We start from the raw sequence: 19,479 nt of genomic DNA, 5'->3' as shown, positions 1-19,479 counted from the left end.
AGCCGCCCGCCGCCCGCCCGGCTGCCGGGTTTCCGCCACTTGTGCCAAAGGCACTCGAAGCCACTCCGGCCGAGCACCGGACGTGTACTGGGTGACCCCGTTTGTCAGCTCCTGGCCAGTCGTAGCCCAGCCCGAACCGAGCGGGCTGGGCCCACCAGCTCAGACCTCGCTGAGGTCTACCGATGCGTCGGCGAGCTTGGCTGGGTCGACTGCGCGGCCTGAGCGGATCAGGTCCTGGATGCCGTCGATCGCGCCCCAGGTGTTGACGTGCAGGCCGGCCAGGACGTGGTGGTCGTCGTCGACCCAGAAGGCGAGGTACGCGCCGGAGGCCGGGTCGCCGCGCAGCACCACCTGGTACGACGTACCGCGCGGCACGTCGCCGGCGTACTCCATGCCAAGGTCGTACTGGTCGGTGAAGAAGAACGGGATCGCGTCGTGCGCGACGTCCTGGCCGAGCATCGCCTTCGCGGCCGCGGCGCCGCTGTCCTTGGCGTTCGACCAGTGCTCGACGCGCACCGAGTGCCCGAGCAGCGGGTGGTCCCAGCGGACGACGTCGCCGGCCGCGAAAACGCCCTCGGCCGAGGTCCGCAGGTCCGGTCCTGTGACGATACCGGCGCCTTGGTCAGCGGGGGCGACCTCGAGGCCGGCCTCGGAAGCCAGCTCGGTGTTCGGCTGTACGCCGACGCCGACCACCACCAGCTCGGCCGGGATCAACTCGCCCGTCGACGTCCGTACACCGGTCACCTTGTCGGTGCCCTCGAATCCTTCGACGCCGGTGTTGAAGAGGAACGTGACCCCGTGCTGCCGGTGCAGATCGGCGAACAGCCCGCCGACCTGCTCCCCCAGCACCGAGGCGAGCGCGGTGGACTGCGGCTCGATCACCGTCACCTCGCAGCCGCGTTCGCGTGCGGCCGACGCCGACTCCAGCCCGATCCAGCCGGCGCCAACGACGACCACGCGCGGCTTCGCGGCGTACGCGTCGGTGAGCGCCTGGGACTCGGCCGCGGTCCGCAGGTAGTGGATGCCCGGCAGGTCGCCGCCCGGTACGTCGAGCCGGCGCACCCGCGAGCCGGTCGCGATCAGCAGTTCGTCGTACGACGTACTGGCGCCGTCGTCGGTCGTGACGGTCTTGGCGGCCGGGTCGAGCGCGGTCACCGTGGTCCCGAGCCGCAGCTCGATCGACTGGTCGTCGTACCACTGCTGATCGTGCAACTGCGCCGACACCGGCTGGTCCTTGCCGAGCAGCACCGCCTTGGACAGCGGCGGCCGCTCGTACGGCAACTCGCTCTCCGCGCCGATCAGCACGACCTCTCCGCTGAAGCCCTCGGCCCGAAGAGTCTCCGCGGCCGTGGCCCCGGCCAGACTCGCCCCGACGATTACGATCCGCTGTGCGTCACTCATGGACCGAGATTAGCCTTCGCGCACCCGCGACGGGGCCGACGCCCGCCACTGATCAACCGCGCTCGATACCAATCCACCGCGCTCGGGCCTCCCTTTGGATCGCGCCTCACCGAGGGTTGGTCAGTGCTGGACGTCGGCGCGGACCTCCACCACTCAGCAACCACAAGCAGAACCGGCCGGCTGAGCCCAGCATCACCGCTGGGTCGCGGCCCAGGACAGGTTGGTGAGTGGTGGAGGTCCGCACACCCCGCGACGAGGCGCGCTGCGGCTCGGCCTGCGCTGGCTGAGCAGGCGGGGCACGGTGAGAACCGGGCGGGCGTGGCTCGGCGGGGGCCGAACGGGTGCGGCGCGGCGGGGGCCGAACGGGCGCGGGGGCGGCGCGGCGGGAGCCGGGCGCGGCGCGGCGCGGCGGGGGCTGAGCAGGTGCGGCGCGGCGCGGTCAGAGCTGAGCCGGCGCTGCACGGCGGAGACCGAACGGACGCGGGAGCGGCGCGACGGGAGCCGGGCGGGCGCGGCGGAGACCGAGCGGGCCCGGGCGGCGGCGGGGTCGGAGCCGGGCGGACGCTGCCCGGTGGAGGCCGAGCGGGTGCGGGGACGGCACGATGTAAGCGGGGCGGGCGCTGCCCGGCGGAGGTCGAGGCGGGCGCGGGGACGGCACGATGTAAGCGGGGCGGGCTAGCTGGCGGAGGCCGAGCGGGCACGGCGGCGGCGCGATGGGAGCTGTGCCAACGCTGCACGGCGGGGATCGAGCCGGCACGGGCAGCGGCACGGTGGGAGCCGGGCGGGCACTGCACGGCGGAGGCCGAGCGGGCGCGGCGGCGCGGCGCGGTGGGAGCTGGGCGGGCGCTGCAAAGCGGAGACCTAACGGGCCCGGGCGGCGGCGCGGTCGGAGCTGGGCGAGCGCTGCACGGCGGAGGCCGAGCAGGCGCGGGACTGCGCGGTCGGAGCTGGGCGGGCGCGGGGCAGCGCAGAGGGAGCTGGGCGGACGCGCGATGAGAGCTCGGCGGACGCGACGCGACGCGGCGCGGCGCGGTGGGAGCTGGACGGGTGCGCCGCGGGCCGAGCGGGCGCCGGGGCGCGCCGGGGCCGTCGCGGCGGGGGGCCGGGAGCGGCGCGGTCGAGCCTGGGCGAGGTAGGCACGACGAAGGTCGGGCGGACGCGGCGCCGCGGGAGCTGGGCGGGTGCGGAGCGGGCCGAGCGGGGGCGGCAGGGGCCGAGCGGGCGCCGGGGAGCCTGGGCGGGGCGGTACGGCGGAGGTTGGACGGGTGCGGCGCTGCGCGGCTGAGCGCGCGCACGGCGAGGGCTGAGCGGCACGGCGAGGCGCAGGAACGGGGCGGCACGGCGGCGCGGTCGGCGAGGGATGGGCGGCACGGCGAGGCGCAGGAACGGGGCAGCACGGCGGCGCGGTTGGCGAGGGGTGGGGGGACCGGCCGGGCTCGGGGCCGGGTACTCACCGACGTTCTGCAGAGGGCGACGGCCGCAAGGCTGGCGCTCGTGGGCGGTGGGCGGCCGGGAGCGCGGTGGCCAAACGGCAGGCTGCTGGCTCGAGTTGGCCACCTCGAATCAGGGGTCGGACGCAGTGCGGCGTGCGGGGTCAGCCAGTCAGTGCGCTGTGCCAGGCCAGGGCTGAGGGGTCGGTGAGCGAGGCGACCTGGTCGACCAGGACGCGGAGGCGGGCGGCGTCGTCGGGGGCTGCGCGGTAGTCGGCGGCGAAGGGGAGGTCGAGGTTGTCGGGGGCGGTTTTGGCCAGGGCTTCGAACAGTTCGGTGAGGAGTTCGCGTTGGACGGCGCGGCGACGCTGGCGTTCGGGCGAGTTGAGGACGTGGAACATCCCGATGCCCTTCAGCAGCGCGATCTCGGCGCGGGTGCCGTCGGGGACGACCAGGTCGGCGTCGTACCGGACCAGGCGCGAGCGTCGGCCGAAGCGGGCGTGGGTGGACTGCTCGGCGGCCGTGCAGAACCGGCCGATCAGCTGGCTGGTCAGGTCCTTGAGGCCGCCGAGCGCGCGGCGGCTGTCGTCGAACGGGCCGGTCGGCCAGTACGGCAGCGCGGTGAGCCGGGCCCACGCCTCGTCGAGCTCGGCGTCCTCGCCGTCCGGCAGGTAGGCCTCGCGGACGGTCTGCCAGTACGGCGCGCGCTCGGCGCCGATCCGGTCCAGGTCGATGCTGTGGGCAACTATCCCGTCCTCGACGTCGTGCACGGAGTACGCGACGTCGTCGGCGAAGTCCATCACCTGCGCCTCCAGGCAGCGCTGGTCGCCGAGGCCCTGCCGCAGCCACTCGAAGACGGCCAGGTCGTCGTCGTACACGCCGAACTTCCGCTCGCCCTCGCGCCGGGGCCACGGGTACTTGGTCGCGGCGTCGAGGGTCGCGCGGCTCAGGTTGAGCCCCGCGCTGCGGCCGTCGGCGGCGAAGGTCTTCGACTCCAGGCGGGTGAGCAACCGCAGCGTCTGCGCGTTGCCCTCGAAGCCGCCGATATCGGCCGCGATCTGGTCCAGCGCGCGCTCGCCGTTGTGCCCGAACGGCGGGTGGCCGAGATCGTGGGCCAGGCAGGCGGCGTCGACGATGTCGGGGTCGCAGCCGAGCGTGCCGGCCAGCTCGCGGCCGATCTGGGCGACCTCGAGACTGTGCGTCAGCCGGTTGCGGACGAAGTCGTCACTGCCCGCCGTTGCCACCTGGGTCTTGGCCGCCAGCCGGCGCAGGCCGGCACTGTGCAGCACGCGCGCACGATCGCGCGCGAAGGCCGTCCGTCCAGGCCGTTTGACCGGCTCGGGGACCCAGCGCTCGGCGTCGTGCTCGTCGTACCCCTCCGACTGCTTCCTCATCACGGTCCAAACTACTGGGCCGCACCGACATTCAGGCGAACTCGTTCCTACAACATGCAGTACCGCAGCCAGACGACTCCGCCCTCGAAGACCTCGACGTTGGCCAGGCCGAGGTCGAGCCGGTCGGTGAACCCGCCCGGCCAGCGCGGCCCGGACCCGACGACCACCGGATGCACCAGCAGGCTGAGCTCGTCGATCAGGCCTTGCTCCAGCAGTACGCCGAGGAGCGTGCCGCCGGTGTCGACGCGGACCACGCGGGCGTCGTGATGCTTGCCGAGCAGCTGCAGCGCCTCGTCGAGATCGACGCGGTCGTAGCCGGTGATCAGCTCGCGGGTGCGACTTTCGGGCGGACGGGCCGGCGTTTGGTCGGCGTACAAGGCCAGTACGTCGGACCAGTAGCCGGTGGCGCGCAGGCGGTCCCACTCGCGGACGCGGGCGCGGCTGTCGACGACGGCGAGCAGCGGGCCCTTCGCACGCGGGCCTGGTTGTGGGGCGGAGCGCAGGGCCGACTCCTGGGCGAGGATCGTGTCCGCGCCGACGAGCGTGACGTCCTCCTGCCAGAGGGTCGCCATCGCGTAGAACCGCGGAAGGTCCACGGCGAAGCCGGCCGTGACGCCGTCCAGCGAAACTGCCAGGTGACCCACCACGTGTGGCCGCATGCTTCAGAACGTAGAGGGCACCACCGACAGTTTGACCAAGTTGCAGAGACTCCTTTGCAGAGTATTCTCTGCACTATGCGGAAGATCGATGCACGGAGTCTGCGCGGCCTGGCTCATCCCTTGCGGATGACGATTCTCGAAGCCCTGGAGCTGGACGGGCCGGCCACCTCGAGCACGCTCTCGCAGCGGCTCGGGGAGAACACCGGCACGATCAGCTGGCACCTGCGGCTGCTGGCCGAGCACGGCTACATCGAGGAGGACACCGAGCGCGGCACGCGGCGCGAGCGGTGGTGGAGGGTGCCGCAGGGCCAGACCGTGCTGAACCCGGCCGAGTTTCGCGACGATCCGGAGACGAGCGGGGCGCTGCGGGTCTATCTGCAACATCTGGTGCAGCGGTACTACGCGCGGGTGCAGGCGTACGTCGACGAGAACTGGCCCGGCGAGTGGCAGCACGCGGCAGCCCTCTCGGACTGGCGCGACCTGCGACTCTCCCCCGACCAACTCACCGCCCTGAACGACGAACTGGCGGCCGTCATCGAGCGCTACAAGGCGGTCGAGCCCGGCGAGAACGCCAAGCCGGTCATCGTCCAGCTGCAGTCGTTCCCCAGAAATCCCGATCGATGAGTCTCCTGCGCAGGCATCGCGACTTCCGGCTGCTCTGGACCGGCGAGACCACCAGCCGGTTCGGTACCGCGGTGTCCGGCGTAGCGATCCCGCTGGTCGCGATTTCGGTGCTTGATGCAACGACCTTCCAGGTCGGCCTGCTGACCGCGTTCGCCTGGTTGCCCTGGCTGGTGATCGGGCTTCCGGTCGGCGCCTGGGTCGACCGCCTTCCGCGCCGCCCGATCATGCTGACCGCGGCCGCGTCGTCGTTCCTGCTGCTCGCTCTCATCCCACTGGCGCACCTCGCCGGCCTGCTGACCGTCCACCTCCTGCTGGCGGCCGTCGTACTGACCGGCGTCGCCGCCGTCCTCTTCCAGACCGCCTACACGGCGTACCTCCCGACGTTGATCGACCCGGCCGACCACGCCGAGGGCAACGCCAAGCTCCACGGCAGCGCCTCCGCCGCGCAGATCGCCGGCGCGGGCTGCGGCGGCCTGATCATCCAGCTCGCCGGGCCGGTCAACGGCCTCCTCGTGGACGCCGGGACCTTCCTGGTCGCCCTCGCCTGCCTGGCTGCGATCCATCACCGCGAACCACCCCGTACGCCGGTAGGCGCCGGCAAGCCACGTCCTACGCCGGTACGCCCCGGCGAACCATCCCGTGCACCAACCCAAGCCGGCGATCCACGCCGTACACCAAATCCCTCCGCCCACCCCCGCCCCACGATCACCGCCGAGATCGCCGAAGGCCTCCGCCTCGTCGCGCGCGACGTCTGGCTCCGCACCCTCACCGTCTTCGGCGCGGTCTCGAACCTCGCCCTGATGGGCTACCAGTCGATCGCCGTCGTCTTCCTCGTCCGCGAGGTCGGCCTCACCGCCGGCACCGTCGGCGCACTCATCGCCGCGGCCGGCAGCGGCGGCATCGTCGGCGCGTTCGCCGCCCGCCGCCTGATGGCCCGCCTCGGCACCGCCCGCACCATCCTCGTCGCCGAACTGGGCCTGCCGACCCTCGCTCTGCTCATCCCTCTGAGCACGATCAGTCCCTGGTTCTACCTCGCCGGCGCGTTCTCCATCGGCGTCGGTGTCGTCGCCGGCAACGTCGTCAAGGCCACCTTCTTCCAGTCGTACTGCCCACCGGACCTGCTCGGCCGCCTGACCGCCACTTCATCCTTCGTCAACTACGGCACGATCCCCCTGGGCGCCCTGCTCGGCGGCACCCTCGGCCAACTCCTGGGCCTCACCCCGGCCCTCTGGATCACCACCGCCGGCATCCCGCTGGCCGGCCTGGTCCTGCTCTGCTCCCCCATCAGAACCCACCGCGACCTACCAAGCCGCCAAACGGTCACCAGGGACGCGTGACCCCAGCCGGAGCGGCCGAATCCAGGCGCGTACGGATCGACGTACGGGCCTGGCCGTAGATGGTGTCGTGGTCGGCGCGGAGCAGCGATGCAAGGTTCGCCGAGTCGTAGAAGGCGTTGAGCTCGAAGGCCAAGGCGGGCGGATCGGCGGCAAGCTCACCCAGCTCGACGGCCTCCGTGGCGGTCTGCTCGACCAGGCCCATCCACTCGGCGTTGACCTCGGCGAGGTAGTCGCGGACGACGCCGGGCCGGGCGCCGAACTCGTGCGAGGTCTTGGCGAAGAAGCAGCCGCCGGGGAACACCCGCCGGCGGGAGTAGTCGAGCCAGCACTCGCTCAGCGTCCACACGCGAGCGAGGCCGGCCGGTACGGCGAGGGCGGGGACGACGACCGCTTCGGCGTAGATGCGGCGAGCGGCCCGGACGGTCGCGAGCTGAAGCTCCTCCTTGGAACCGAAGTGCGCGAACAGGCCGCTCTTGCTGATCTCCAGATCCTTCGCCAGGCGGCCGATCGACAGCCCTTCGAGGCCGTCGACCGAGGCGATGTCGACGGCACGACGCAGCACGGCGCGACGAGTCTGGTCGCCGCGGACCAAACGGCCGTCGACGCGGGTCGTATCCATCGTCACCTCTCGATCCTAGTGCTGTTGACGGATGCCTCAGCCTAAACTAATAATACGATCGTTCGTATAGTTTACTCCGGATTGAGGAGCCTGTGACAGATCCCCGAGCTTTGGACGAGGCGGCCGCGGCGATGTGCCTGGCGGTGGTCGCCCAGGTGCGCCCCGATCAGCTCACGCTGCCGACGCCGTGCAGCGACTGGACCCTGGGCGAGCTGCTCGCTCACCAGGTCGCCGAGAACCGCGGCTTCGCGGCGAACGTGATCAATCCGCCCGGCGCGATCAACCGCGAGATCTGGCGCCCCGGGCAGCCGGAGACCGCGCTGGAGTCCTTCGCGGAGTCGGTGAACCTGGTCACCGGCGCGTTCCGCGTCGCCGAGCTCGACGCTCCCGTGGAGGTCCGCGAGTTCGGCGTCTTCCCGGCCCGTACGGCGATCGCGATGCACTTCGTCGACTACCTTGCCCACGGCTGGGACATCGCGAAGGCGATCGGCCTCGCCGATCCGATCCCGCCGCGGCTGGCCGAGGCCGCGATCCCGTACGCCGACGCGATCCCGAAGGACCGGCCGGCCGGGGGCTCGTTCGCCCCCGTGCTGGAGACCGCCGAGGACGAGTCGCCCAACAACCGGTTCCTCAGCCTCACCGGCCGGGACCCCGCGTGGACGGGTGAGCAGCAGTGATCACCGAGATGGTGGGCGCCGGCCTGCGCGGGGTCGGCGTCGTCTCACCGAAGGCCGCGGGACGGTTGGCCTTCGAGCTGTGGCGGCGGCCGCTGCGGCGAGGCAAGGTGCGAGCCACCGAGGCAGACGTGCACCGCAGGGCCCGGACCGACGTCGTCGACGGCGTGGTGACCTACGTCTGGGGCGACGGCCAGCGGCCGGTCCTACTGGTCCACGGCTGGCGCTCGCGCGCTTCCCGGTTCGCCCGGTTCGTCGAGCAGCTGGTCGAGCGCGGCTACAGCCCGGTCGCGTACGACGCTCCCGGCCACGGCGACAGTCCCGGCCGCGCGGGCACGATCCTCGACCACGAGCGGATCATCGCGAAGCTCGCCGAGAAGTACGGCGCGTTCGATGGCGTGATCGCGCACTCGCTGGGCGTCCCGTTCGCCCTGTACGCGCTGCGCGGGACGGTCCGCGCCGAGCGCGTCGTCGCGATCAGCGGGTTCGCCGAGTTCGACTACCTCGCCGACGCCTTCTGCCGTGGACTCGGGCTGAACGCCGCGACCAACCAGGCACTGCGCCGCCAGATCGAGCGCCGGCTGTTCCAGGGCGATCACGAGATCTGGACCAAGTACTCCGTGGCCAAGGGCGAGCTCGACCTCCTGTCGGTCCACAACGACGAGGACGACGTGGTGGACCCGGCCCAGGCGCCGATCCTGGTCGAGCGCTACGGCGAGCGGGCGACGTACCGGCAGACGAACGGCCTCGGCCACCGCCGGATCATGGTCGATCCGCAGGTGGTGGCCGAGGCCGTCGCCTTCATCGAGAACTCAGATGTCGCGGAACGTCTCGATCTGGGCGCCTAGCGAGTTGAGCCGGGTGGCCAGGTCCTCGTAGCCGCGGTTGATGACGTAGACCGAGCGCAGCACCGACGTGCCCTTGGCGGCCATCATCGCGATCAGCGTGACGACGGCGGGGCGCAGCGCCGGCGGGCACATGATCTCGGCACCGGAGAAGTGCGTCGGGCCCTCGACCATCACCCGGTGCGGGTCGAGCAGCTTGACCCGGCCACCGAGCTTGTTCAGGTCGGTCAGGTAGATCGCGCGGTTCTCGTAGACCCAGTCGTGGATCAGGGTCTGGCCGGTCGCGGTCGCCGCGATCACCGCGAAGAACGGCAGGTTGTCGATGTTCAGGCCGGGGAACGGCATCGGGTGGATCTTGTCGATCGGCGCGTGCAGCGTCGACGGGCGGGTGGTCAGGTCGACCAGCCGGGTCCGTCCGTTCTCGGCCAGGTACTCCTCGGAGCGGCTGTAGTCCAGGCCCATCTCCTCCAGCAGCGCCAGCTCGATCTCCAGGAACTCCACCGGCGCGCGCCGGATGGTGATCTCCGAGCTGGTGACGATCGCGGCGGTGAGCAGGCTCATCGCCTCGATCGGGTCCTCCGACGGCGCGTAGTCGACGTCGACGTCGATCTCCGGCCGGCCGTGCACGGTCAGCGTGGTCGAGCCGACGCCGTCGATCCTCACGCCGAGCAGGTCGAGGTAGAAGCACAGGTCCTGGACCATGTAGTTGGACGAGGCGTTGCGGATCACCGTCACCCCGTCGTACCGGGCGGCGGCCATGATCGCGTTCTCGGTCACGGTGTCGCCGCGCTCGGTCAGCACGATCGGCTTGCCCGGCGTGATCGCCCGGTTGACCACCGCGTGGTACTCCCCCGCGGTCGCCTTGATCTCCAGGCCGAACGGGCGCAGCGCCGCCATGTGCGGCTCGACGGTCCGGGTGCCGAGGTCGCAGCCACCGGCGTAGGGCAGCGCGAAGGTGTCCTCGCGGTGCAGCAGCGGGCCGAGGAACATGATGATGCTGCGGGTCCGGCGCGCCGCCTCGGCGTCCATGCTGCCGAGGTCGAGGTGCTCCGGCGGCACGATCTCCAGGTCGCCGGCGTCGTTCAGCCAGGTGGTCTTCACGCCGATCGAGTTCAGCACCTCGAGCAGCCGGTTGACCTCCTCGATCCGCGCGACCTTGCGCAGCGTGGTGCGGCCCTTGTTCAGCAGGCTGGCGCACAGCAGCGCGACGCCGGCGTTCTTCGACGACTTGACGTCGATCGATCCGGACAACTGCCGGCCACCGGCCACACGGAGGTGGACCGGACCGCCACCGAGAGAGACAATTTCGGAGTCGAGGGCCTCGCCGATCCGGGCGAGCATCTCGAGAGTGAGGTTCTGATGACCCTTTTCGATCCGGTTGACAGCACTTTGGCTGGTGCCGAGCACGTCGGCGAGCTGGGTCTGCGTCCAGCCGCGGTGCTTACGGGCGTCCCGGATCAGGTTGCCGATCCGGCTCAGGTAGTCATCGGTCATGCGCCGGACCTTATCTCACATGTGAGATATCGCTGCACCGACCCGCCGCCTACAGCGTAGTCAACGTCACGCCGCACCGACCGGCCACCCCGGGCAACACCGCCGCCCCTTACAGTTAGCGCCACCCCGCCGCCGCCATCGGAGAGGACCAGCAGATGCCCGACGACGTCAGCACCGCCGCCGGTGTGACCGAGTTCGAGGCCGAGTCCTGGCCTCTCGAAGCAGCCGCCGACAGCCTCGCGCAGGTGATCGAGGGCTTCCACAACGGCGACACCCGCCCGCTGGTGATCGGCGACGGCGACCAGCCGGTGCTGGTCGTGCTGGCGATCGCGGACCTGGCCGACTTCCGCGCCCGGATCGCCGAGCTGCTCGGCAACCCGGTCGACGCCGGCTGGCTGCGGTACTACCTGCGCTCGAACTTCGACATGAGCTCGGAGACCCTGGTCGAGCTGCTCGGTGTCGACACCGACCACGGACTCAGCTCGCTGGCCAGCCAGGTGAACGTCGAGCAGGCGGCCGTCCTGCTGCCCGACCACCTGCGCCGGACCGAGGCCGGCGGCAACCCGCTGATGCTGATCGGCGACGGCATGCTCGCGACCGCGGCGCTGATCGCCTTCCCGGCGTTCTCCGTCCTGCTCGCGATGGAAGGTGGCGGCAGCGAGGAGGACGACTCCTGCGCGCACGACGAGGAGGAGAAGCCGACCACACCGCTGGAGGTCCTGGCCGAGCGACTCGGCCCGATCTCCACGCAGCTGGTCGCACAGATCAACGCCGGCCGTGAGCCCGGGCTGCCGAAGTACGACCTGCACTTCGAGGACGACCTGGTCGAGCACCTGCGCGGGCTCGAGGAGCGCGCCCAGAAGGCGCCGAACGGCGGCGCCCACGAGGAGCTGTCCGAGCTGCTGCACCAGTTCGACCAGATGCGCAGCGGGCTGATGAGCGACGAGGACGACGAAGAGCTCAGCGAAGCGCCGTACCTGGAGATCGACGACCTGGCCGCGGCGCTGCCCGAGGTGCGCGACAGCTTCCGCGGCGGTGCCGACGACCCGTACCTGATCGGCGTCGACGGGCACCCGCTGGCCGGGCTGATCTCCTACGACCTGTACGAGATGCTGCAGCAGGTCTCGGTCGACATGGACGGCACCGACGACGCGCCGGTGCTGCCGCTGCCGAAGCCGCGCTGGGAGAGCGGGCCCGAGCTGGTCCCGTTCGAGGCCGCGCTCGAGGTGTGCGGCGCCGTCCTCGAGGACATCAAGGGCGGCACCGGCACGCTGCTGTTCATCGAGGACGAGGGCGGCGAGCCGGAGCTGGTGCTCGGCCCGCTCAGCTGGTTCTGGGCGTACGTCGACTACCTCGACCTCGAGGCCGCCGAGGCTTAGGCCGTGAAGACCTGGTTCCACTCCTTGAGGGTGGCCAGCTCGTACACCCCGGCCGGGGTGTACGGGTCCTTCGCCAGGATGTCGCGCATCTCGGCCTCGTCGGCGACGTCGTAGATCAGCAGCGCGCCGGACTCGTCCGCGAACGGTCCGGCCTCGACGAGCTTGCCGGCTTCCTTCAGGGAAGCCAGGTAGTCCCGGTGGGCCGGGCGGACCTGCATCCGCGCCTCGGTGTCGGACGCGTCGAACTTCAGTTGCACAGCGAAGATGGCCATGCCCGCAACTCTACTGGAGCGCGCGGAAACCCAAGCAGACAAGGGAATTTGGTGCGGGAAGGGAATCACGAGCCGCCACAGCGGCTGGTTCGAGTCAGACCCGAAAGTCGACGTGTGATGCCCTTCCCGCCCGGCTATCTTGGACTGCCGGATCAGCCCAACGCAAGAGGTTGGTGAAGACGATTTGCTGCGGTCAGCAGCGTCAGGTAACGCTTCGTGACCGAACCGCCGGACGCCTCGATCAGAGCCCGGATACAGTTGTACAGTCCGTCACGCGCTTGCTCTGTCAAGGCCCGATGGCCCGAGTACGACGACAGCAGCTCGAGGTACTCGGCAGCCGTGTAGGTCAGCTCCCACTCGTACCGGTGGACCCGCGCCGGCTCGAACCGGCCGGACGCGGCGATCTCGTCCTCGTCGCCCACCACCGAGTCTGGAGTCGGCATGCTGCTCCTGTCGGCGTCGTCGGTGAACCGCTCGTAACACTCCCGGACCTCGGCCCAGAACTCCGAGCTCCCACCCGCGACGTGATGCGTCGACACCACCGCCAGCACGCCGCCGGGCCGCAACGCGTCGGCCGCCTTGCCGACCCGAGTCGCCGGGTCGAGCCAGTGGAACGCCGTCGCCGACAGCACCAGGTCGAACCGCTCGGCCGGCAGCGGCCAGGTGTCGAAGTCGGCGACGATCACCTCGAGCTCAGGCAGCTTGTCGCGGGCGATGCCGCCGAGCGCCGGACTCAGCTCGACGGCCTTGACCGACCACCCGCGGCGCACCATCGGCACGGTCGCCTGCCCGGTCCCGCACCCGATCTCCAGCACCCGCGGCCGCGCGACCCGGCCGAGCATCCGCGCCACGTCGTCGTACATCCTGATCGGGTACGTCGGACGCACGCGGTCGTACAGCTCGGCGTCCTCCCCGAACGTCTTCCGCAACTCCAGCCGCCCCATGCGAGCAGGCTAGCGCGCGAGGCGCCGTACCGGCCCGGTACGGCGCCCTGGGCGTCAGTCGAGGGTGGCGCGGCCCGCCTCCAGGCGGGCCACCGGGATGCGGAACGGCGAGCAGGACACGTAGTCCAGGCCGACCTCGTGGAAGAAGTGGATGCTGTCCGGGTCGCCGCCGTGCTCGCCGCAGATGCCGAGCTTGAGGTCCGGGCGGGTGGCCCGGCCGCGCTCGACCCCGGTCCGGATCAGGCTGCCGACGCCCTCGCGGTCGATCGACTCGAACGGCGAGACGGCGAAGATGCCCTTCTCCAGGTAGCGCGAGAAGAACGACCCCTCGACGTCGTCGCGGCTGAAGCCCCAGGTGGTCTGGGTCAGGTCGTTGGTGCCGAAGGAGAAGAAGTCCGCCGCCTCGGCGATCTGGTCCGCGATCACCGCGGCCCGCGGCAACTCGATCATCGTGCCGATCGGGGTACTCCACTCGACTCCAGAGGCTTCAGCGACTTCGTTCAGCACGCCCTCGACCTCGTCGCGGGCCAGCTGCAGTTCCTGGATCGCGCCGACCAGCGGGATCATGATCTCCGGCCGCGGGTCCTTTCCGGCCTTGCGCAGTTCGGCCGCCGCCGAGGCGATCGCCCGTACCTGCATCGCGAACAGCCCCGGGATCATCAGCCCGAGCCGTACGCCGCGCAGCCCGAGCATCGGGTTCTGCTCGTGCAGCCGCTGGACCGCGGCCAGCAGCTTCACCTCGTGGCCCGGCTCCTCCCCGCGTTCCTTGGCCAGCGCGACCTTCACCGCGAGGTCCTCCATCGACGGCAGGAACTCGTGCAGCGGCGGGTCGATCAGCCGGATCGTCACCGGCAGCCCGTCCATCGCCTCCAGCAGCTCCAGGAAGTCCCCACGCTGCAAGGGCTCCAGCTCGGCCAGCGCCGCGTCCCGCTCGGCGTCGTTCTCGGACAGGATCAGCCGCTCGACCGACTCCCGCCGCTCGCCGAGGAACATGTGCTCGGTCCGGCACAGACCGATGCCCTGGGCACCGAACCGCCGGGCCCGCGCCGCGTCGTCCGCGGTGTCCGCGTTCGTCCGTACGCCGAGCCGCCGGATCTCGTCGGCGTGCGTCATCAACCGGTGCACCGACGCCACCAACTCGTCGCCCGCGTCCGGCGCGAGCGAGCCCTCGAAGTACTGCACGACCGGCGACGGCACGACCGGCACCTCGCCGAGGAACACCTCGCCCGTCGTACCGTCGATCGAGATCATTTCCCCCGGGCCGAACGTCGTCCCGTTCACGGTGACCTTCTCGGCCGCCACGTTGACGTCGAGCTCCTCGGCCCCGCACACACAGGTCTTGCCCATCCCCCGCGCGACCACCGCGGCGTGGGAGGTCTTGCCGCCCCGGCTGGTCAGGATGCCCTGCGCCGCGATCATCCCGTGCAGGTCGTCGGGGTTCGTCTCCCGCCGTACCAGGATGACCTTCTCGCCCCGATCGGCCGCCTCGACGGCGGCCGCCGAGGTGAACACGACCTTGCCGGACGCGGCCCCGGGCGAGGCGCCGATCGCCTTGGTGATCAGCTCCTTCGACGCGTCGGAGTCGAACCGCGGGAACATCAGCTGCGCGAGCTGCGCGCCCTTGACCCGCTTCAGCGCCTCGTCGGTGTCGATCATGCCCTCGTCGACCAGGCTGGTCGCGATCCGGAACGCGGCCGCCGCGGTGCGCTTGCCGACCCGCGTCTGCAGCATCCACAGCTTGCCGCGCTCGACGGTGAACTCGATGTCGCACAGGTCCTTGTAGTGGCCCTCGAGCGTGGCCATGATCTCCATCAGCGCGTCGTACGACGTCTTGTCGATCTGCTCGAGGTCGGCCAGCGGGACGGTGTTGCGGATGCCGGCCACGACGTCCTCGCCCTGCGCGTTCTGCAGGTAGTCGCCGTACACGCCGGGCTGACCGCTGGACGGGTCGCGGGTGAACGCGACGCCGGTGCCGGAGTCCATGCCGAGATTGCCGAACACCATCGAGCAGACGCTCACCGCGGTGCCGAGGTCGGCCGCGATCCGCTCCTGACGGCGGTAGAGGATGGCGCGCTCGGAGTTCCACGAGCCGAACACCGCCTCGGTCGCCAGGTCCAACTGCTCGCGCGGGTCCTGCGGGAAGTCGCGACCGGTGTGCTCACGGACCGCGGCCTTGAACGTGTCGACCAGCGCCTCGAGGTCGTCGGCGTCCAGGTCGAGATCGTTCGTGGTGCCCTTGGCCTGCTTGGCGGCCTCGATCGCGTCCTCGAAGACGTCGCCTTCCATGCCCAGCACGGTTTTGCCGAACATCTGGATCAGCCGCCGGTAGGCGTCCCAGGCGAACCGCGGGTTGCCGGACTGGTGCGCCAGGCCGTTCACCGAGTCGTCGTTGAGGCCGACGTTGAGGACCGTCTCCATCATGCCGGGCATCGACACGGCGGCACCGGAACGGACCGAGACCAGCAGCGGGTCGTCGGCCTGGCCGAGCTTCTTGCCCATCTTCTGCTGCAGTGCGTCGACGTGGTGGTCGATCTCGTCGGCCAGCTCCGCGGGCACCGAACCGGTGGCCAGGTAGACCTTGCAGGCCTCGGCGGAGATGGTGAAACCGGGCGGCACCGGCAGGCCGAGGTTGGTCATCTCGGCCAGGTTCGCCCCCTTCCCGCCGAGGAGTTCCAACATGTCCTTGTTGCCTTCGGCGAAGTCGTAGACGAGTTTCGGCACAGTCACTCCCAGGTGTTCGAGCGATGCGGGAAAGGGCGCGGTGTGGTGACCACTGGCCCGTCGACTCCGGTGGCGGGGGCGTCTTTTCAGAGTAAGCCCAAAAACCAGTCCACTTGAACACTGGTCTCACGTTGAGACCGTGACGCTCCCCACACGGGGATCGGCGGAAACCCCTTACCACGTTGACAACGCAGGACATCGGGACGTTTTTCCGTCGAAACGCCGAAGCAGGGTGTCACCCACCTTCGAGGTGGGTACACACCCTGCTTCGGCCTTGTCTCAGAGCTTGCGTCGGGTCCGCAGGTAGTCGCCGACCACGGCCGCGCCGAGACCGTCGGCGTCGGGGGCCAGCACGCGGCCGCCGCTGCGGCGCGCGAGCAGGTCGACGAACTTCTCCAGCCGCGGGTCGTCGCCCAGCCGGAAGACGGTCAGCGAGGCACCGAGCTTGGCCAGCCGGTCCACCTCGAAGATCGTCTTGCGCAGCGTCGCCGGCTCCGGCGGGTACGAGAACTCCGCCGTACCGTCCGGCTCCAGGTGAGCTGTCGGCTCCCCGTCCGTCACCATCAGGACGACGGGTTGCGCGTCCGGGTGCCGGCGCAGGTGCCGGCCCGCGAGCAGCAGCGCGTGGTGCGCGTTGGTGCCCTGCTCCCAGGTGCCTTCGAGCCCGATCAGCTGCGGCAGCTCCACCACCCCGGCGTACCGGCCGAAGGTGATCAGCTGCAGCGCGTCGTTGCGGTAGCGGGTCGAGATGAGCTGGTGCAGCGCGAGCGCCGTCCGCTTCATCGGGAGCCAGCGGTTCTCCTGGACCATCGACCAGGAGGTGTCCACCAGCAACGCGACCGCTGCCCGCGCGCGGTGCTCGGTCTCGGCGATCTCTACGTCGGCGACGTCCAGCCGGACACCACCCGCACCGACACCGGCATTACGCAGTACGGCGTTGCGCACGGTCTTCGGCACGTCCCACGCCTGGGTGTCGCCGAACTGCCACTGGCGAGTCGAACCGCTCAACTCCCCCGCGGCGCCGGACGCCGCCGACTCGCGCTCGCCCGACTGCCCACGAGCAGCCCGCAGTACGTCGGACAGCGCGGTCTGCCCGAGCTGGCGCAGCGCCTTTGGCGAGAGCCGCAACGAACCGTCCGGAGCGCGCTCCAGCAAGCCCTGGTTGCGCAGCTCGCGCTCCAGCTCACTCAACCGTCGAGCATCGACCGTCGCCTCGTCCCCAAGCTGCCGGGTCAGGGCATCCAGATCGATGTCCTCCAACCGCGCACCCGGGTACGACTGCGACAGCTGCTCGGCCAACGCGTCCAGCTCGGCGAGGTCGTTCATCGCCCGCGCGCCCTCGGCCAGGCCTAGCGGGTCGTCGCCGCTCATCTGCTCACCCGAGTACCAGTCCTCGCCCGGTCGCAGCGCCTGCAGCTGCGAATCCAGCTGCTGCAACTGCTGCGACAGCTCAGGACTGCCGAACGCCTGCTGGGAAAGCTGGGCCAGCTCGGCCCTCTGCTCGGGCGTCATCGAGTTCATCATCCGTTGCGCCGCGGCGGCTCGCCGGGCCAGCGCGTCGATGAGCTCGTCGACGTTCCGCGGGTTCTCCGGGAAGAACTCGCCGTGCTTGGCCATGAACTGCTCGAACAGCTGGTCCACGTCCGGCCGGCCCTGCGCGTGCGCGGCCAGCAGGGCGTTGAGATCGGCCAGCATCTCGTTGACCCGCGCAACGTCCTCGGGCGTGGTGTTCTGCAGGGCCTCCTTCATGCCCTCGAAGCGCGACCCGAGCAGCTCCTTGCCGAGCAGCTCACGGATCTCCTCGTACTTCTGCCGCGCCTGAGGTGACTGCCAGTCGTACTCCGCCAGCTCCCGTACGGCGGCCGCCGTACCGGCGGGAAGCGCGTCGAGCTGGGCCTCCCGGAACCGGGCGTCGTCGGACGGGTTCGGGAACAGGTCGTGCCGCTCGGCCTCCAGCGCTTCGTCGAGCAGTCGCTGGACGTCGCGCAGGGTGCCTTCGAGGTTGTGCCGGGACTGGATCTCGCGCCGCCGCTCCCAGAGCCGGCGGGTGAGATCGTCCAGGCCTTGCGTGTTCCGGGTGCCGCGGCGGAGCAGCTCCTCCAGCGCGGACCGCGGCGACGAGCCGGCCATCACGTCCTGGCCGAGCTCGTCGAGCGCGTCCCGCAGATCCACCGGCGGCGCCAGCGGATCGGGCCCTTCGTGCCAGGGCCCGTACGACCAGCCCTCGGGAATCGCCGCCGTCATGTCAGGCTCCGTAGACGGTCGTGTCGTCGTCGGCGTCCTTGGCGAGTCGTTTCGACAGGTAGAGCGCCTCCAGCGCCAGCTCGACCGCGGCCGCGATCCGGCCCGGCGAGTCGTCCGGGTCGACGCCCGCGCGAGCGGCGACGTCGTGCAGCACCGGCAGCTCGGGCAGCGCCGACAGCACGTCGCGCCCGGGGATCCGCTCACCGGTCGTCACCAAGTGGCCCTCGGCAACGGCGTTCGCCAGCGGCGTCAGGTCGAGCCCGGCGAACCGCTCGCGCGCCGTGTCGGCCACCGACCGCCGCAGCAGGTACTCCAGCAGCTCGGTCTCCCGGCCCTCTTCGCCCGGCTCGAACTCGAGCTTGCCCCGCAGTACGGCGGGCACGGCGTCGAGGTCGACCGGCCTGGCAACGGCCGGCTCCTCGCCGGTGATCGCCGACCGACGCAGCGCGGCAGCAGCAACCGTCTCGGCAGCAGCGACAGCGAACCGCGCGGAGACACCCGAGCGCTGGTCGATCGCCGTCGACTCCCGCAGGTGCCGGACGAACCGCGCCAGCACCTCCAGCAGCGGCTCCCCGACCTCGGCGGTCAGGTGCGCCTCCTGCCGTACGACGTCGACCTCGGCGTCCACGTCGAGTGGGTAGTGGGTCCGGACCTCGGCGCCGAAGCGGTCCTTCAGCGGCGTGATGATCCGGCCACGGTTGGTGTAGTCCTCGGGGTTGGCCGTTGCCACCAGCAACACGTCGAGCGGCAGCCGCAGCGTGTAGCCGCGGACCTGGATGTCGCGCTCCTCCATCACGTTCAGCAGCGCGACCTGGATCCGCTCGGCCAGGTCGGGCAGCTCGTTGATCGCGACGATCCCGCGGTGCGCCCGGGGAACCAGGCCGAAGTGGATCGTCTCGGGGTCGCCGAGGCTGCGCCCCTCGGCGACCTTGACCGGGTCGACGTCGCCGATCAGGTCACCGACCGAGGTGTCCGGCGTCGCCAGCTTCTCGGCGTACCGCAGGTCGCGGTGCAGCCAGGTCACCGGCAGGTCGTCGCCGAGCTCGGCGGCCCGGCGCTTCGACGCCGGCGTGATCGGGTCGAGCGGGTGCTCGGGCAGCTCCGCTCCCTCGATCACGGGGGTCCACTCGTCGAGCAGCCCGATCAGCGTGCGCAGCAGGCGGGTCTTGCCCTGGCCGCGCTCACCGAGCAGGACGACGTCGTGCCCGGCGAGCAGTGCCCGCTCGAGCTGGGGAACGACGGTTCGGGAGAACCCGACGATGCCGGGCCACGGGTCGTCGCCGGCGCGCAGCTTGGTCAGCAGGTTGTCGCGGATCTCGGCTTTGATGGTGCGGGAAAGGTAACCGGCGGCGCGAAGCTCGCCGGCCTTCCGGGGAAGGTCAGCAGGTGCACTAGTCACTCTGACGACGTTAGCTCGCTCACCCCAACAAAGGCCCGGGATT

At 70.9% G+C, this 19,479-nt stretch carries 15 protein-coding genes; 5 read left to right on the top strand and 10 right to left on the bottom strand.

Annotated features, from left to right (window positions below; genetic code table 11):
* Positions 1-159: 159 nt before the first annotated feature.
* The 3 genes from ABD235_RS01735 to ABD235_RS01725 all read right to left on the bottom strand — a co-directional run bounded on the left by ABD235_RS01735 (position 160) and on the right by ABD235_RS01725 (position 4,884).
* Positions 160-1,401 carry an NAD(P)/FAD-dependent oxidoreductase gene (locus tag ABD235_RS01735; protein WP_344168220.1) on the bottom strand — a complete coding sequence of 414 codons (1,242 nt, stop codon included), beginning with the start codon at positions 1,399-1,401 and terminating at the stop codon, positions 160-162.
* Positions 1,402-2,995: 1,594 nt separating this feature from the next.
* A complete protein-coding gene (locus ABD235_RS01730; RefSeq protein ID WP_344168217.1) occupies positions 2,996-4,225 on the bottom strand; it encodes a deoxyguanosinetriphosphate triphosphohydrolase in 1,230 nt (409 codons plus the stop codon).
* A 47-nt stretch (positions 4,226-4,272) separates the two neighbouring features.
* Positions 4,273-4,884, bottom strand: coding sequence for a dihydrofolate reductase family protein (locus ABD235_RS01725; RefSeq protein WP_344168214.1), 612 nt, complete (start codon positions 4,882-4,884; stop codon positions 4,273-4,275).
* A gap of 75 nt (positions 4,885-4,959) precedes the next feature.
* Here ABD235_RS01725 and ABD235_RS01720 point away from each other — a divergent pair, with 75 nt between their 5' ends.
* The gene (locus tag ABD235_RS01720) at positions 4,960-5,508 is read left to right on the top strand and encodes an ArsR/SmtB family transcription factor (RefSeq protein WP_344168211.1); all 549 of its coding nucleotides are present in this window, start codon (positions 4,960-4,962) and stop codon (positions 5,506-5,508) included.
* Positions 5,505-6,845: an MFS transporter gene (locus ABD235_RS01715; protein WP_344168208.1), complete on the top strand. Its 1,341-nt coding sequence runs from the start codon at positions 5,505-5,507 to the stop codon at positions 6,843-6,845. The genes ABD235_RS01720 and ABD235_RS01715 overlap by 4 nt, the downstream gene beginning before the upstream one ends.
* Here the strand turns inward: ABD235_RS01715 and ABD235_RS01710 are convergent.
* A complete protein-coding gene (locus ABD235_RS01710) occupies positions 6,829-7,464 on the bottom strand; it encodes a TetR/AcrR family transcriptional regulator (RefSeq protein WP_344173628.1) in 636 nt (211 codons plus the stop codon). The two genes, ABD235_RS01715 and ABD235_RS01710, sit on opposite strands and share 17 nt — an antisense overlap.
* Positions 7,465-7,556: 92 nt before the next feature.
* Between ABD235_RS01710 and ABD235_RS01705 the strand changes: the two genes are divergently transcribed.
* Together ABD235_RS01705 and ABD235_RS01700 are read left to right on the top strand one after the other, a co-directional pair.
* Positions 7,557-8,141, top strand: a complete 585-nt coding sequence (locus tag ABD235_RS01705; RefSeq protein WP_344168205.1) for a TIGR03086 family metal-binding protein — start codon at positions 7,557-7,559, stop codon at positions 8,139-8,141.
* Positions 8,138-8,986 carry an alpha/beta hydrolase gene (locus tag ABD235_RS01700; protein WP_344168202.1) on the top strand — a complete coding sequence of 283 codons (849 nt, stop codon included), beginning with the start codon at positions 8,138-8,140 and terminating at the stop codon, positions 8,984-8,986. The genes ABD235_RS01705 and ABD235_RS01700 overlap by 4 nt, the downstream gene beginning before the upstream one ends.
* Here ABD235_RS01700 and ABD235_RS01695 read toward each other — a convergent pair.
* Positions 8,951-10,477: a helix-turn-helix domain-containing protein gene (locus ABD235_RS01695; protein ID WP_344168199.1), complete on the bottom strand. Its 1,527-nt coding sequence runs from the start codon at positions 10,475-10,477 to the stop codon at positions 8,951-8,953. The genes ABD235_RS01700 and ABD235_RS01695 overlap by 36 nt on opposite strands.
* 155 nt (positions 10,478-10,632) lie before the next feature.
* On the opposite strand from ABD235_RS01695, the gene ABD235_RS01690 reads away from it, so the two are divergent.
* Entirely contained in the window at positions 10,633-11,856 is a 1,224-nt protein-coding gene (locus ABD235_RS01690; RefSeq protein WP_344168196.1) for a hypothetical protein, read from the top strand.
* Here the strand turns inward: ABD235_RS01690 and ABD235_RS01685 are convergent.
* The 5 genes from ABD235_RS01685 to ABD235_RS01665 form a co-directional block, all read right to left on the bottom strand.
* Positions 11,853-12,128 (bottom strand): YciI family protein, encoded by a 276-nt coding sequence (locus ABD235_RS01685; protein WP_344168193.1) that lies wholly within the window; start codon positions 12,126-12,128, stop codon positions 11,853-11,855. The two genes, ABD235_RS01690 and ABD235_RS01685, sit on opposite strands and share 4 nt — an antisense overlap.
* Before the next feature lie 152 nt (positions 12,129-12,280).
* Positions 12,281-13,072, bottom strand: coding sequence for a methyltransferase domain-containing protein (locus ABD235_RS01680; protein ID WP_344168190.1), 792 nt, complete (start codon positions 13,070-13,072; stop codon positions 12,281-12,283).
* A 54-nt stretch (positions 13,073-13,126) separates the two neighbouring features.
* Positions 13,127-15,793, bottom strand: a complete 2,667-nt coding sequence (ppdK, locus tag ABD235_RS01675; RefSeq protein WP_344168187.1) for a pyruvate, phosphate dikinase — start codon at positions 15,791-15,793, stop codon at positions 13,127-13,129.
* Between the two features lie 279 nt (positions 15,794-16,072).
* On the bottom strand, positions 16,073-18,037 hold the full coding sequence (locus ABD235_RS01670; protein ID WP_344168184.1) for a vWA domain-containing protein: 1,965 nt from the start codon (positions 18,035-18,037) through the stop codon (positions 16,073-16,075).
* 1 nt (position 18,038) lies between these two features.
* Positions 18,039-19,436: an ATP-binding protein gene (locus ABD235_RS01665; protein WP_344168181.1), complete on the bottom strand. Its 1,398-nt coding sequence runs from the start codon at positions 19,434-19,436 to the stop codon at positions 18,039-18,041.
* Between the last annotated feature and the right edge of the window lie 43 nt (positions 19,437-19,479).

It is taken from the genome of Kribbella lupini (assembly GCF_039529595.1).
Lineage (GTDB): Bacteria > Actinomycetota > Actinomycetes > Propionibacteriales > Kribbellaceae > Kribbella > Kribbella lupini.
The sequence above is the reverse complement of the archived record's forward strand: the minus strand, read 5'-3'. Positions and strand labels throughout refer to the sequence as shown.

Bases quoted from the DNA above. Each gene is read 5' to 3' on its own strand.
- ABD235_RS01680 (WP_344168190.1), bottom strand. From the start codon at position 13,072: ATGGGGCGGCTGGAGTTGCGGAAGACGTTCGGGGAGGACGCCGAGCTG.
- ABD235_RS01715 (WP_344168208.1), top strand. From the start codon at position 5,505: ATGAGTCTCCTGCGCAGGCATCGCGACTTCCGGCTGCTCTGGACCGGC.
- ABD235_RS01725 (WP_344168214.1), bottom strand. From the start codon at position 4,884: ATGCGGCCACACGTGGTGGGTCACCTGGCAGTTTCGCTGGACGGCGTC.
- ABD235_RS01685 (WP_344168193.1), bottom strand. From the start codon at position 12,128: ATGGCCATCTTCGCTGTGCAACTGAAGTTCGACGCGTCCGACACCGAG.
- ABD235_RS01710 (WP_344173628.1), bottom strand. From the start codon at position 7,464: ATGGATACGACCCGCGTCGACGGCCGTTTGGTCCGCGGCGACCAGACT.
- ABD235_RS01670 (WP_344168184.1), bottom strand. From the start codon at position 18,037: ATGACGGCGGCGATTCCCGAGGGCTGGTCGTACGGGCCCTGGCACGAA.
- ABD235_RS01735 (WP_344168220.1), bottom strand. From the start codon at position 1,401: ATGAGTGACGCACAGCGGATCGTAATCGTCGGGGCGAGTCTGGCCGGG.
- ABD235_RS01730 (WP_344168217.1), bottom strand. From the start codon at position 4,225: ATGAGGAAGCAGTCGGAGGGGTACGACGAGCACGACGCCGAGCGCTGG.
- ABD235_RS01720 (WP_344168211.1), top strand. From the start codon at position 4,960: ATGCGGAAGATCGATGCACGGAGTCTGCGCGGCCTGGCTCATCCCTTG.
- ABD235_RS01690 (WP_344168196.1), top strand. From the start codon at position 10,633: ATGCCCGACGACGTCAGCACCGCCGCCGGTGTGACCGAGTTCGAGGCC.
- ABD235_RS01695 (WP_344168199.1), bottom strand. From the start codon at position 10,477: ATGACCGATGACTACCTGAGCCGGATCGGCAACCTGATCCGGGACGCC.